Below are 13,652 nucleotides of genomic sequence, written 5' to 3'. Positions count from 1 at the left end.
ATCATTCAGTACAACTACGTTGAAATATTTTTTTACTGGCCAATAGCACTAACAATTTTAATTTGTTTGTCATCCGGAATTTCTTGATAAGAAATAACACGTAACCCCGGGATGGTATATTTAACAAACTTAGCAAGTACTGAGCGTAAAATGCCTGACGTTAATAAAATAGGTGTGTCGCCAGCCATTTCTTGCTGTTGTGCACCGTCGGTCAAAGATTTTTGTAATCGTTCTGCTAAGCCTGGTTCGATACCTGCGCCATCGTCTCCAGCCATTTGCATAGACTGGTGCAACATTTGTTCCAACTCTGGTGACAAAGTTATGACAGGTACTTCAACGGTTGGGCCTACAAGCTCTTGAACAATAAATTTACGCAAGGTTATACGCACTGCGGCGGTTAACACTTCAGGGTCTTGGCTCTTAGGGCCGTATTCAACTAATGTTTGAATTATGCTGCGCATATCACGCACCGCAACGCCTTCGTTCATTAAGTTTTGCAATACTTTTACGATAGTGCCTAACGATAATACGTCTGGAATAAGCCCTTCGATTAGCTTCGGATAACTCTTCTCAAGCATATCAAGTAAGTTCTGTACTTCTTCATGCCCTAACAATTGTGCAGTGTTGTTGGTTAAAATTTGGCTTAAATGAGTTGCCAACACGGTTGCTGAGTCAACAACCGTATAACCTAATGATTGTGCATGTTCTCGTTGATCTTGCTTGATCCATACGGCATCTAGACCAAAGGCTGGGTCTTTTGTTGCAATACCCTCAAGCTTACCAAACACTTGGCCTGGGTTTATCGCTAACTCATTGTCGTGGCGAATTTCCGCCTCGCCAACGGTAACGCCCATTAATGAAATACGGTAGCTATTCGGGTCTAAATCCAAGTTGTCACGAATATGTACGGCTGGCACCAAGAAGCCAAACTCTTGTGAAAGTTTTTTCCTAACCCCTTTAATACGGTTAAGTAGTTCTCCGCCTTGGGCTTTATCTACTAATGGAATAAGTCGGTAACCTATTTCAAGACCAATAATGTCAACATGATTAACATCATCCCAGCCAAGGTCTTTAACCTCAGCTTCTTGTTTTATGGTTTGTGCTTCTTCTGCGTGAGTGTCTTCAAGCAATTGTGCGGCTTTAGCGATTTTATATTTATTACTAAAGAATGCGATACCCGCAATTAATACCGCAAAAGTTAAAAAGGCAAGATGCGGCATTCCCGGCACTATGCCCATAACGAACATAACAGCTGCGGCAATATAAAGTGATTTCCCTTGCCCAAGCTGGCTACTAACTTGTTCGCCCATGTCTTGAGAAGTGTTTTGACGTGTTACGACTATGGCTGTACCAACAGATAATAGTAAGCCAGGAATTTGTGCAACTAAACCATCACCAATCGTAAGTAAGGTATAAATTTCAACCGCACTATCAAACGATAAGTCATGCTGAACCATGCCGATGATTAAACCACCAACAATATTGATAAATAAAATTAAAATACCAGCGATGGCATCGCCTTTAACAAATTTGCTAGCACCATCCATTGAACCATAAAAATCGGCTTCGCTGGTGACTTCAACTCGACGTTCGCGTGCTTGATCTGCGGTAATAAAACCAGCATTTAAGTCTGCATCGATCGCCATTTGTTTACCAGGCATAGCATCGAGTGTGAATCGTGCGGTAACTTCAGCAATACGACCCGCACCTTTTGTTACCACAACAAAATTGATAATAATAAGAATGGCAAATACCACTAAACCAACGGCATAGTTTCCACCGATAACAACCGAGCCAAATGCTTCAATGACTTTACCGGCTGCATCTGGGCCTTCATGACCTTCCAATAAAACAACTCGAGTACTTGCAACATTAAGTGCTAAACGCAAAATAGTGGCAATTAAGAGCACCGCAGGGAAAGAGCCAAACTCAAGTGGCTTTAGGGTATAAACTGTAATTAATAACACCACCAAAGACAGCGCGATGTTGAACGAGAATAAAATATCAAGCAACATCGCCGGCATCGGTAAAATAACCATACCCAGTGCCGCCATGACAAGAAATGGCGTACCTAGCCCTGAAAGTAGGTTAAGTTTTTGTTTCTTTATATTATTAAAAGTAGCGGCTAACTGCATGAGCTCTTAAGGATAATTTTTTGACATAACCGTACAAAAGCAATAATCAGACCAACTAACGGGAAAAAGAGCTGTAAGCTATCAGTTTTAAGCTGTCAGTTAAGACAGAGAGACAGTTTTAAGTTGTCAGCTGTTTTTGTTCTTGAACTATCTTCAAACTGAAAGCCGACAGCTTCAAACTTTAAACTAACGCCCTTTAACTGACAGCTGATAGCTTAAAACTGACAGCTTCTCTTTTGCTTTTAATATCTAAAATCATCGGGAATGGGGAGGTTTTTGGCTACGGCTTTTGGTCGGCTTGCCTTACCTTTTTTATGTGCGTCTAATTGGAAAATAAATGCGAGGATTTGTGCAACAGCTGCGAATAATTGTTCCGGAATTTCTTCGTTGGGCTCGGCAGTGTAATAGAGCGATCTTGCTAAGGCTGGTGATGCAATAATCTCAATATTGTGCTCTTTGGCTATGGTACGAATATGCAGGGCCATTTCATCAATCCCTTTAGCAACCAATATAGGTGCTCCACCGACTTCAGCATCGTATTTAAGTGCCACAGAATAATGCGTTGGGTTAGTGATAACCACGTCAGAACTCGGCACATCTTGCATCATACGTCGTTGCGACATTTCATATTGTGCGCGTCTAACGCGGCCTTTGGTTTCAGGGCTACCTTCAGAGTTTTTCATTTCGTCTTTAATTTCTTGCTTGCTCATTTTCAGTTGGCGATTGTGATTCCATACTTGATATGGCGCATCAATAACAACAATAATGCCAATAGAGAGTGCCAAAGCTAGAAACATCCACATCAGCAATGAAACGGCATGAGAAAAGTTATTAGGAATGTTTTCTGTACTTAAATTTACTATTTGATCAAACAAACCGCTTAATAGTAAATAAGCTGAAATAAATACCACAAAAAATTTGAGAATAGATTTAATCAGCTCAACATAAGCTTGCACGCCAAACATTCTTTTAAAGCCTGCCATTGGTGATAACTTGCTTGCTTTAGGCGCCATAGCTTGCCAAGAAAAACTGATCCCGCCCAATATCATATTACCGATTAAGGCGGCTATAACGATAATAATATGTATCCAAAGAAAGGGCACTATTATTGAACTTACGCCGTCGCTTGCTACTTGATATAACGCATGTACATCCATGGTTTCTTTTCGGTTTAAGCTAAATAGTCGCTTCATCATCGTAGACAAACCGGTAACCAAAGAACTCCCCAGTAACATAATCGCTAAAGCAGAGCCAACCAATACAAACATGGTTCCTAAATCTTTTGAACGGGCAATTTGACCTTTCTTCTTTGCGTCGGAAAGTTTTTTCGCCGTGGGTTCTTCGGTTTTTTCACCGCTGTCTGATTCAGCCATTAGGGCGCTGCTCCACAATCAATGAGGTAGCAACTAAAATCTAAAGCTCGTTGCCACTGCATAACAAAGTGACTATAAAAATTCCCCATGGTTAGCCACATAATTAATAAACCTGCACACATGGTAATAGGGAAACCAATCGCAAATATATTCAATTGAGGCGCTGCTCGGGTCATAATACCGAAAGAGAAGTTAATTAATAACATGGCTGTTAAAGGTGCAATTGCCAGTGACAATGCCGTAGCAAACATCCACCCTCCCCATTCAGCAATCTCTTTAAACTTAATACTGGAAAATTCAGGTGCGGGAATAGGAATAGTGTCAAAGCTGGCAACTACAAATTGCAAATATGCTAAATGACCATCCATCGCCCAAAATAACAATGAAGATAGAATTAAGAAAAATTGCCCTACTGCAGGCACGCTGGTACCACTGGCAGGGTCGACCAAAGAGGCAAAGCCTAAACCGGTTTGCATAGCAATAATTTGCCCGGCTAAAGTAAAGGTGTTAACCACCATTACGGTGACAAAACCTAACATTATGCCGATAATGAGTTGTTCGCCAACAAGCAAGGCTGTGGCGAGTGAAAACATATTGTCAACTCGAGCAGGAGGAAGTGCAGGCATTACTGCAACAGTAATGGCTAAACAAAAAAACAATTTAACCCGTCCTGGAATAGCTTTAGCGCCTAACCCTATCATGGCCATAACCATGGCTGAAATACGCGCAAGCGGCAGTAAAAAGTCAGCCATACTTTGGTTAATAACTGACTCAGTAAACTCCATGGTTAACTCACCACACTAGGAATACTGCCAATTAACCTTATAGAATAATCCATCAATTTTTGTACCAACCAATGACCGCCCATAATTAACGCGAGTAACGTTACAATTAAGCGTGGTAGAAAACTTAATGTTTGTTCGTTGATAGAGGTTGCCGCTTGAAACACCGCAACTACCAAGCCAATAATTAAACTAGGTACAATAACAGCACTTACTAAAATAATAACTAACAATAACGCATCGCGTAAAATATCAACAAATACCTCAGGACCCATTACGTTGCTCCCATGCCATAACTGGTTGCTAATGTACCAATGACTAAGTTCCAACCATCAATTAAGACAAATAACATTAACTTAAACGGTAAAGATACGATCATCGGCGATAACATCATCATACCCATGGCCATTAAAATACTCGCTACCACTAAATCAATAATTAAAAATGGAATAAATAACATAAAGCCAATTTGAAATGCCGTTTTTAACTCACTAATTACAAAGGCTGGAATAATAACGGTCATGGGTAAGTCTGTAGGCTGGTCGACTTGTTCAATACCCGCCATTTGGGCCAAGGTATCAAGATCTTTAATACGGGTTTGCTCTAACATAAAAGCACGTAAAGGCACTTTTGCTTTGTTAATTGCCTCAACAGAAGTTAGTTGTTCTTGTAGATAGGGTTGAATCGCGCGTTCATTAATTTCGTTGTAAACTGGCGTCATAATAAACAATGTCATAAACAACGTAATACCAATAATGACTTGGTTTGACGGTGTTTGCTGCAAGCCAAAAGCTTGTCGCAAAATAGCCATAACCACCACAATACGTGTGAAAGATGTCATCATAATAACTGCTGCAGGGATAAAGCTCAGCGCAGTCATAAAAATTAATATTTGTAAGGTTACTGAATATTCTTGCGAGCCATCAGGATTAGTGGTTAATTTTAATGCCGATAACGAAAGATCGTCAGCAGCAAAACTAGTATTGCTAATGAGTAAAAACGACAAAATCGTAACCAGTAAAGTTACGATTTTGTTTAATGATAATAATGACTTTTTATTCTTGTTTATCATAAGTTTTTATCGCTTTTTGTTTAAGTAGTTTTGCTATCGACTGAGCAAAATCAACGCTATTTTCTTTTGTACTTATTAAGGGTTCATCAAGTGTTTCTAGTAAACTAATTTGTTGAGCGGTAACGCCGAGTAACAGCTGCTTTTCCCCCGCTTGTACCACAACTAACTTTTCTTTAGCGCCTAAATGTAAACTAGTCACTATTTTCAGCCCATTAATGCTATGCCGCACACCTTGAAAGCGTTTTAATATCATCGCACTAATAACAATAACCACAAGTACCATCAGTAATGACAATATCATGCTCATGGCATCCATATTGGCGGCTACGTGTTTCCCCACTTCAACCGGAGCTGTTTTCTCTATTACCGGGGGTACTCTCTGTGCTGTACTAGGTGCTTTTTCTCCTAAAGGTACGTCAGCGGTTGATAGCACTTCAAGTGATGAAGTCTGACTCGCTACTTGATTACTCACTACCTCTTCACTCGCTAACTCTTCACTCACTACTTCTGCAGTAAAGCTAGGTGCAACAAAAGCTAACCAAATAAGTATGCCCGATAAAATTTGTTTCATTAGTGGCTATTTTAACTTTTTAATTCGTTCAACTTGGCTGATAACATCGGTTAAACGAATACCAAATTTGTCGTTTACCACGACCACTTCGCCGTGAGCGATTAAGGTACCATTAACCAATACATCTAAGGCTTCGCCTGCAACGCGGTCAAGTTCTACAACTGAGCCTTGATTAAGCTGTAATAAATTACGAATACTAATGTGGCTTCGCCCTACTTCCATTGAAATGGTAACAGGAATGTCTAAAATAGCATCGAGTTTATGTTTCTCTTCACCTGAAATAGTTTCACTATCTTCTTGTAGGTCTTCTAACTCAACAGTTTCTGCAGCTTCAGATGCGGCTTGCTCATCCATTGCTTCATCCCATTGGCTCAAATCATCTTCGTTATCTGTACTCATGTTGCATTGCCTCAATTTTCATCGCGTACCGTCAAAATATCCACGCTACTCGTTTGTTATTACTTATTATGCTGTTATGCGATTTTTACACCACATTTAATCAAGTTATTTTAAAATTTTCTTTTTAAACGGGTTATAAATCATCTTCTAATAAATGCAGTTCAGAATCGTTGTCTAAGCGCTTGCCACCTTTAGTAAGAATGGTGAGTTCAGATTTAACTTGCTCTGGACGTTTAATTTTTGATTCTATTTTTAATGCTAAATTATCACGACTACGCCCTAACTTAGCTCTAAACGAGGGTAAACTCTCCACTAGCACCGTTATATGATCTGGCATTTCAATTGGAATAATATCACCGGCTTTCATGTCCATAATTTTTTGCAATGACAACTTAACTTCGATAAATTTTGTTGAAATTTCAACCGGCACATCCATTATTTCATCGCGCAATGCCTTCGACCAGCGCATGTCGGTATCTTCTTTATCACTTTGTACACCGGCATCAAGCAGTTCTCGAATAGGTTCTAGCATAGAATAAGGAAGTGCCACATGAAAATCGCCGCCGCCGCCATCAAGTTCAATATGAAAAGAGCTAATAACAACCACTTCAGTTGGGCTTACAATATTGGCCATTGAAGGGTTTACTTCTGAGTCAAGATATTCAAAAGACACATCCATAACGGGCGACCAGGCTTCTTTATAATCTTCAAAAATAATTTTTAGTAGCATTTGCACAATGCGACGTTCTGTTGGTGTAAATTCACGACCTTCAATTTTCGCGTGATAACGGCCATCGCCACCAAAAAAATTGTCTACCAAAATAAAAACCAGACGAGCTTCCATGGTAATGAGTGCAGTGCCTTTAAGTGGTCTAAAGCGCACCATATTCAAACTGGTTGGCACAAATAAGGTATGTACGTATTCGCCAAATTTAATCATTTGAATGCCGTTTATCGACACTTCAGCAGATCGGCGCATCATATTAAATAGGCTAATGCGCATATGACGAGCGAATCGTTCATTAACCATTTCTAAGGTTGGCATGCGCCCACGCACAATACGATCTTGGGAAGAAAAATCGTAATCCATCGTCCCCTCAGCTGAGGAAAAGTCTTCTACAATGTCTTCTTCTTCAACATCATCTACACCATGTAAAAGTGCATCAATTTCCTCTTGAGATAATAAATCACTCACTCGACAGTCTCTTTATCTTGTTAATGTAATTACGCTGTTTACTTCGTGTTTTATGGAAAAATTACTAGTTGTTGTTTTTTAGCACTTTATGCATTTATAAAGTGCGTTTAGCTAATCTGGCTATTATTTTTTATTGCATTACGAAGCCAGTAAATAATACTTTTTCAACAACATCAGCGTCTTCTATTTCTTTCATAATACTTTGCACTTCAACCAAAGCTGATTGTTTTAAAGAAGTTTTTCCGGCACTTGTTGCTAAATCGTCGGCGCTTGATTGTGAGAAAACACCGAGTAAGGTACTTTCAATAAGCGGTATATGCTTTTTGGCTGCTTCTTCATTTTCTGCTCCTCGTACAAGCAATTGCACTCGAATTTCAACAAAACGATCTCTTGCGTTGCCTGGCACATTAAAACGAAATGGTCGGGGCATAGGGACATACAAGGCTGAACCAAGTGCTGGGCCTTCAGCTACTGCACCAGATTCTGCTGCTTCACCATCAGCACTTAGTTCAGTATCAACGCCTGCTTGTGCAGTTTCATCTTCGCCGCCTAACATAAAAAATGCGGCAGCTCCGCCGCCAGCAGCTAAAATAACGACAATAGCGATAATAATAATCAGCTTCTTTTTTTTACCTGAATTATCTAGTTCAAGTTCTTTTTCGTCAGCCATTTGCCCTTCCTTTGAAGATTTTTTAAAGTACTTGTTAAACTATATCGTTGAATAGCCGCTAAACCAAAGAGTTTTATCAAGTATTGTGGCTCTATTCATCAATTAAGCGTAGTAATCGACACCAGTTGATGAAGCTTTAACCACATCAAGCACTGCCGAGTCATTTTCACCGAAGTTATCTTCAGCTGATGCTACACTTGTACCGTTATTGGTCGTTTGATTAAAGCCCTGTTCGTTTTGCTCACTGGCTTGTCCTTGTTCTATGTTTGCATCGCCAACATCAACACCGCTTTGGGCTAACATCTCGCGTAGCTTGTTCATATTTTGCTCTAGCGCGTCTTTGGCCTGTTGGTTTTGTACAACAAATTGTACTGCCGCTTGCTCATTTTGTAGGTTCACTTTAACGTGAATATTACCCATTTCAGGCGGGTCTAATTGTATTTCAACCTGTTGAATTTTTTGATTAATCATTACCATCACTTTATCTTTAACCGCATTTGCAAAATCTTTACGATAAATGGCAATGGTTTCAGTGTTAATAGCGGTTATAGATTTCTGTGTTTGTACGGTATTGGTATTGAGTTGGTTAAGGGTATTTTCAAAGCTTTGCTCTTGATGCGCATTTAATTCTGCAGCGCTTGTTAAGGTTCTAGCGGCTTGCGCATTAACTGAATGGTTAATTACAGGATTAAAGGCTGATATTGCTTTTTCAGTTTGATTGGCTTTTTTATCGTCTGTCGACTTTAACGTTGTTTGTTCTTCGTCTGAAGTATTCGCTAGTTTAGTTGCTTCATCAATTACGGTATTTTTATGTGAACCGTCAGCATTTTTATCTGTTGGTGAAGTTGGTATTACTGTTGCTGTACTTTGATTAACCTGAGGTCGTTGAGCCATATCACCCGCATTCGCTTCTTTTTTCAATTCTGCTACGGGTAATTTTGACTCGTTGGTTTCAGCTGCACTGACTTTATTAACAAAGGTTTGGGTTTCTGTTGATTTTTTAGTGTGTTCTACAGCAACTGCATCGCCTTTAATATTAGTTAGCTTTTCAGTGGCTTGTTCTGCCGCTAAAGCCTTTTTATGTTCAGTAGATTCATGCATAGCGTTTTCTTGGCTTTGAGCTAACTCTAGTGCTTTAGTGACATTATTTTTGTTGGCACTAATATCATTATCAGAAAGATTTGCTGCTACTGACTTTTCGTTTGTAATATCTTTATTATCAACTAATTTGTTTTTATCATTTTTAGTGCTGTCGATAAGGTTGGTCATTTCATCCGTTACAGATGGCGTTGTTAGCTTATCTGTAGTGGCGGTTGAATTGGCATTAATCGCTTGCTCATTCAACTTATTACTTGCAGGGATTTTGGTATCGATCGCGCTAGTAAAGGTTGTATTTTTTCCAGCTTCTATACGCTTATCTTGTAATGACTCAGCCGATGTTTTAGTCGTTGTACCGGATACATTTTGTTGCGTATTAGGTTTAATCTCAGTGTTATCTATACTTTTTTCTATACCGCTATTTACACTGTTTTCTACGCTGGTAGCTTGTGCTGATTTTGTTAATAATTTCTGTGCCCCACTTAACATTTTTAACAGATCAACTGTTTCGTCATGTTCAGCACTTTTTTCAGTACCTACTGACACGTTCTGACCTGCACTCTGAGCTACAGCCTGTCCACCATTTAAGCTAGCTTTCACCTCTTGCTGGGATGAACTTGCTAATGCTACTTTATCCGAACTCACCGCTGAGCTAGCGCCATTTAACCTTGCCTCATTAGCAATAAGACTATTATTTTTATCATGAGTGGGAGCAACGGGCACAGGTAGTGTATGCTCGTTAGCTTTTTTATTGATTACAGGATCTACAGTTGATTCTTCTGCAGATATTAAAGTCTTTTCTTCTGCCGTTACAGGTGTGATATAAGCATTTTCAGCTAATGAATGAGTAACTAAAGATTCATCATCAATCGGCAAAGGCACGGGTAAAGTGTGTGCATCATCATTTATGGCTTTTTCAGCTTTTAATTTTGCTGACATAGCTTCATTATCGATTACAAATGAAACGGGTAAAGTGGTTGATTTGACAACACTAGTTGAGCCCACTATTGATGACTCATCTTCTACAGGTAAAGGCACAGGTAAAGTATGAGCATCTTTAAGATCATGGCGTATGCGTTTAATCGCTGTGCCATTTTTTTCAATAAGTGGTGGCTGTTCTGCCGCTGTCGGCTCAAGATTGCCACCTGTACTTTTTTTAGCATTCGCTTCTGTGGTGCTTTTATTAGGGTTATGTTGATCCATAACATCAGAAAACGCATTGCCATTAGCTTGACTTTTATTGGCGATATCTCCTTTACCCCCTAATAAATCAGAGGATTTACCAACATCAGAAGACAATAAACTCACTTGGTACATAATCAACCTTTCCTAAATTAAAACATAAGCGCAATTTAAAAAGTAACTTGCTGTTAATAATCAAGCAAAAATCGTTCCAAACCAACTTAAACAAGTATAGTTTGGCTTAGATGAGTTTAGCTCGATTTGAATGACTTAGTTTTTCTGGTCTGTAATATTTTTCATATCTGGAGAAAGCAAGTGTTAAAATATATACCAGCTGGCGGTGAGGGAATTAATTTTATCTATTGCGACGAACATATTGCTGAGTAGCAATTTCATCAAACATTTTTTGCTCTTGCTTATTGGCGGCAAGCGCTAAAATGGCGAGTTTTTTATCTCGTAATAACTCAACCGCTTGTATTTTACGGCGCTGCTCTAACCATTGTTTTTTTCTAGTCTCGACTAATGCTTTAGCTTGATGCACTGCGATTTTAACTTGCTGAGCAGCATTATCTAATTTAGCAATAAAGGCATGAAAGTGACTATACGTCGCGCTGTCTATTCCTTCTAATGAACGCTGATTAAGTCGACGCATATACTCTAAACGATAATCGCTAACGTTTTTCAAGCGATCTTGGTTTTGTTGATAGTCAAGCTCAGCTGCTTGTAATGCTTGCGAGGCTTTTTGCTCTTTTTCGAGTTCGAATTTATATAAGGTATTTAACTGTTTCATGATGTTATGACCTTAACTTTATTGTGCAGGTTGGTTTTGTTGAGCATGAGCCTGTGCCGCAGCTAATACTTCTTGCAGCTGAGTTAAACTTTGATCATACGGAATAATTTCAAGCATTTTTTGTTGTAAGAAAAATTGAATCACCGGCTGTAAGTCTATTGCTTGATCGATTCTTGGATCAGTCCCTCGGCTATAAGCGCCAATAGAAATTAGATCTTTGTTTTCTTGGTACAGCGCGTAGACTTGGCGTAATTGTCTCGCCAATTGTTGATGTTCTGCACTCGTTACCATTGGCATAACACGGCTGATTGAACCTTCAATATCAACCGCAGGGTAATGCCCAGCATCGGCTAATTTTCGTGATAGCACAATATGACCATCTAAAATGGCGCGAGCGGCATCAGCAATAGGGTCTTGTAAGTCATCACCTTCGGTTAATACAGTAAAAAAAGCACTAATAGAGCCTTGCCCATCACCACCATTACCAGCACGTTCAACCAATTGTGGTAACTTAGAGAACACTGAAGGTGGGTAACCTTTGGTAGCTGGTGGCTCGCCTACTGCTAAGGCAATTTCACGTTGAGCTTGTGCATATCGGGTGAGTGAGTCAATTAATAATAAAACATTTAAGCCTTGATCACGAAAATATTCACTAATCTGTACCGCAGTTTCACAGCCTTTTAAACGCATTAATGGTGAATTATCGGCAGGAGCAGCAACCACCACAGAGCGCGATCGTCCTTCTTCACCTAAAATTTCTTCAATAAACTCTTTTACTTCTCGACCACGTTCACCAATAAGTCCAACAACAATAACGTCAGCACTTGTTCCACGAGTCATCATGCCTAATAGCACACTTTTACCGACACCTGAGCCAGCAAATAAACCCATACGTTGTCCTACACCAACGGTAAGAAAACTATTAATTGAGCGTACGCCAACATCGAGAGGTTCGCTAATGGCTCGTCTTGAAAGTGGATTAATAGGTTTGCTGTCGTATTGATAATTTTCTGACGCTTTTAATGGGCCTTTACCATCAAGCGGTTTACCCACGCCATCAACAACACGCCCGAGTAAGTCCATAGAAAGGGGTAATCGCGCTTTAGTTGATAACGGCACAACACGCGCGCCAGGCAATACGCCTTGTAAACTTTGTTCTGGCATTAAAAAGGTGGTGTCTTGCGAGAAGCCAACTATTTCAGCAATAAGATCACCTTGAGAAGTTTCAACTAAACATTGGCTACCTACGGGTGCTTTCACGCCAACCGCTTCTAACGTTAACCCTACTACACGTACTAAACGCCCAGCCACAGAAACACTTTGCGGATGTATAAGTTTTTCACAGCTTTTTAAACGTTCTGTTATGCGATTTATGTCAACCATGGATGTTTACGCTTTTAGGTGATTTAACGATGCGACTTGCAATTTTGTTATATTTACTCTGCTTTTTTGAAACGAAAAGAATAATTACTCATTGCGCTATAGTGAGTGTTACTACGATATTAATGACAGTTTATGCGTTTTTACTTTGCTTAAAATACCTATATCGTTAAAAACTTGACGTTCAAAAGCAAAAATTATTGATGTAATGCTTCTTGCAAAAAAGATTCCAACACTTCGTTTAAACGTGATTTAACACTGAGGTCAATATTTGAAGTACTATTTTCAATTTGGCAACTGCCAGGACTTAACTGTGGAGCAGCAAGTAAACGCCAACCTTGCTCTTTGATATGACTTGCGCCGAATTGTTGCTCGACCAATTTAATGTCTTGTGGGTGCAATAAAATTTGTGTTTGAGACTCTTGCCCTGGCAAGGCTTTAATACCTTCTGCAATGGCAGATAAAAGTATATCAGGATTGGTTTTAGCTTCATGTTTAGTTACAGCTTGTGTAAGTTGTACTACCAATTGTAATAGTTGCGCTTCAACGTTTTTTTCTACGTTAAGCAAAGGCTGGTGCAATTGTTCGATTAGCGCTTGCATGGCTGCAACTTGCTGATCATTTGTCTCTTTACCTTCAGCTAGACCTTGCGATACACCTTCTTTGTGGCCAGTGCTTAGCCCTTCTTCGTGACCACTTATTTTACCTTCTTCAAAGCCTTTAGCAAAACCATCGGCTTTGCCTTGAGAGAAACCTTCATCAAATGCCGCCTGGCGAATGTCTTCTATGTCTTGTGCTGTTAGAGGTTCTGGCTCAGCAACATTGGTTTCTTCTGGTGGTTCATAACGCCAATTGCGTGATTTTCCTAAAGCATTAGTCTGCCCTTGAGGTTCTTCTATGTCTGATTGCACATTTGGAACAGCCCAAGTATCAACTTGGGCTGATTTTTTATCTTCTTGCTTATCAGGTTTTGGCGTTGGCTTCGTCGACATTATCTATTTCTCA

The 13,652-nt window shown here is 39.6% G+C and carries 13 protein-coding genes; all 13 read right to left on the bottom strand.

Annotated elements, in window-relative coordinates:
• Nucleotides 1–32 precede the first annotated feature (32 nt).
• On the bottom strand, nucleotides 33–2,135 hold the full coding sequence (gene flhA / locus B6A32_RS04975) for a flagellar biosynthesis protein FlhA (RefSeq protein WP_085301647.1): 2,103 nt from the start codon (nucleotides 2,133–2,135) through the stop codon (nucleotides 33–35).
• Between the two features lie 242 nt (nucleotides 2,136–2,377).
• Nucleotides 2,378–3,508, bottom strand: coding sequence for a flagellar biosynthesis protein FlhB (flhB, locus tag B6A32_RS04970; protein WP_085301646.1), 1,131 nt, complete (start codon nucleotides 3,506–3,508; stop codon nucleotides 2,378–2,380).
• On the bottom strand, nucleotides 3,508–4,293 hold the full coding sequence (gene fliR, locus B6A32_RS04965; RefSeq protein WP_085301645.1) for a flagellar biosynthetic protein FliR: 786 nt from the start codon (nucleotides 4,291–4,293) through the stop codon (nucleotides 3,508–3,510). Before fliR ends, flhB begins: the two co-directional genes overlap by 1 nt.
• A 2-nt stretch (nucleotides 4,294–4,295) precedes the next feature.
• Nucleotides 4,296–4,565: a flagellar biosynthesis protein FliQ gene (gene fliQ, locus B6A32_RS04960; RefSeq protein ID WP_085301644.1), complete on the bottom strand. Its 270-nt coding sequence runs from the start codon at nucleotides 4,563–4,565 to the stop codon at nucleotides 4,296–4,298.
• Nucleotides 4,565–5,362, bottom strand: a complete 798-nt coding sequence (fliP, locus tag B6A32_RS04955; protein WP_085301643.1) for a flagellar type III secretion system pore protein FliP — start codon at nucleotides 5,360–5,362, stop codon at nucleotides 4,565–4,567. The genes fliQ and fliP overlap by 1 nt, the downstream gene beginning before the upstream one ends.
• On the bottom strand, nucleotides 5,346–5,933 hold the full coding sequence (gene fliO, locus B6A32_RS04950) for a flagellar biosynthetic protein FliO (protein ID WP_085301642.1): 588 nt from the start codon (nucleotides 5,931–5,933) through the stop codon (nucleotides 5,346–5,348). The genes fliP and fliO overlap by 17 nt, the downstream gene beginning before the upstream one ends.
• Nucleotides 5,934–5,939: 6 nt before the next feature.
• On the bottom strand, nucleotides 5,940–6,332 hold the full coding sequence (gene fliN / locus B6A32_RS04945; protein ID WP_085301641.1) for a flagellar motor switch protein FliN: 393 nt from the start codon (nucleotides 6,330–6,332) through the stop codon (nucleotides 5,940–5,942).
• A gap of 133 nt (nucleotides 6,333–6,465) precedes the next feature.
• Nucleotides 6,466–7,527: a flagellar motor switch protein FliM gene (gene fliM, locus B6A32_RS04940; protein WP_085301640.1), complete on the bottom strand. Its 1,062-nt coding sequence runs from the start codon at nucleotides 7,525–7,527 to the stop codon at nucleotides 6,466–6,468.
• 130 nt (nucleotides 7,528–7,657) lie between these two features.
• Nucleotides 7,658–8,197, bottom strand: a complete 540-nt coding sequence (fliL, locus tag B6A32_RS04935; RefSeq protein WP_085301639.1) for a flagellar basal body-associated protein FliL — start codon at nucleotides 8,195–8,197, stop codon at nucleotides 7,658–7,660.
• A gap of 102 nt (nucleotides 8,198–8,299) precedes the next feature.
• Complete coding sequence (locus tag B6A32_RS04930) at nucleotides 8,300–10,612, bottom strand: flagellar hook-length control protein FliK (RefSeq protein ID WP_085301638.1); 2,313 nt, start codon at nucleotides 10,610–10,612, stop codon at nucleotides 8,300–8,302.
• Nucleotides 10,613–10,832: 220 nt separating this feature from the next.
• Complete coding sequence (gene fliJ / locus B6A32_RS04925; protein ID WP_085301637.1) at nucleotides 10,833–11,267, bottom strand: flagellar export protein FliJ; 435 nt, start codon at nucleotides 11,265–11,267, stop codon at nucleotides 10,833–10,835.
• 18 nt (nucleotides 11,268–11,285) lie between these two features.
• Complete coding sequence (fliI, locus tag B6A32_RS04920; RefSeq protein ID WP_085301636.1) at nucleotides 11,286–12,650, bottom strand: flagellar protein export ATPase FliI; 1,365 nt, start codon at nucleotides 12,648–12,650, stop codon at nucleotides 11,286–11,288.
• Nucleotides 12,651–12,844: 194 nt separating this feature from the next.
• Nucleotides 12,845–13,639, bottom strand: a complete 795-nt coding sequence (fliH, locus tag B6A32_RS04915; protein ID WP_085301635.1) for a flagellar assembly protein FliH — start codon at nucleotides 13,637–13,639, stop codon at nucleotides 12,845–12,847.
• Between the last annotated feature and the right edge of the window lie 13 nt (nucleotides 13,640–13,652).

The sequence above is a fragment of the Colwellia polaris genome (genome assembly GCF_002104515.1).
Taxonomy (GTDB): domain Bacteria; phylum Pseudomonadota; class Gammaproteobacteria; order Enterobacterales; family Alteromonadaceae; genus Cognaticolwellia; species Cognaticolwellia polaris.
Note: the sequence above shows the minus strand (reverse complement) of the source record. Positions and strands in the feature narration are given on the sequence as shown.

Excerpts from the sequence above, each read along its gene's own strand:
- flhB (WP_085301646.1), bottom strand. The coding sequence starts at position 3,508 with ATGGCTGAATCAGACAGCGGTGAAAAAACCGAAGAACCCACGGCGAAA.
- fliQ (WP_085301644.1), bottom strand. The coding sequence starts at position 4,565 with ATGGGTCCTGAGGTATTTGTTGATATTTTACGCGATGCGTTATTGTTA.
- fliJ (WP_085301637.1), bottom strand. The coding sequence starts at position 11,267 with ATGAAACAGTTAAATACCTTATATAAATTCGAACTCGAAAAAGAGCAA.
- B6A32_RS04930 (WP_085301638.1), bottom strand. The coding sequence starts at position 10,612 with ATGTACCAAGTGAGTTTATTGTCTTCTGATGTTGGTAAATCCTCTGAT.
- fliR (WP_085301645.1), bottom strand. The coding sequence starts at position 4,293 with ATGGAGTTTACTGAGTCAGTTATTAACCAAAGTATGGCTGACTTTTTA.
- fliL (WP_085301639.1), bottom strand. The coding sequence starts at position 8,197 with ATGGCTGACGAAAAAGAACTTGAACTAGATAATTCAGGTAAAAAAAAG.
- flhA (WP_085301647.1), bottom strand. The coding sequence starts at position 2,135 with ATGCAGTTAGCCGCTACTTTTAATAATATAAAGAAACAAAAACTTAAC.
- fliI (WP_085301636.1), bottom strand. The coding sequence starts at position 12,650 with ATGGTTGACATAAATCGCATAACAGAACGTTTAAAAAGCTGTGAAAAA.
- fliH (WP_085301635.1), bottom strand. The coding sequence starts at position 13,639 with ATGTCGACGAAGCCAACGCCAAAACCTGATAAGCAAGAAGATAAAAAA.
- fliO (WP_085301642.1), bottom strand. The coding sequence starts at position 5,933 with ATGAAACAAATTTTATCGGGCATACTTATTTGGTTAGCTTTTGTTGCA.
- fliN (WP_085301641.1), bottom strand. The coding sequence starts at position 6,332 with ATGAGTACAGATAACGAAGATGATTTGAGCCAATGGGATGAAGCAATG.
- fliP (WP_085301643.1), bottom strand. The coding sequence starts at position 5,362 with ATGATAAACAAGAATAAAAAGTCATTATTATCATTAAACAAAATCGTA.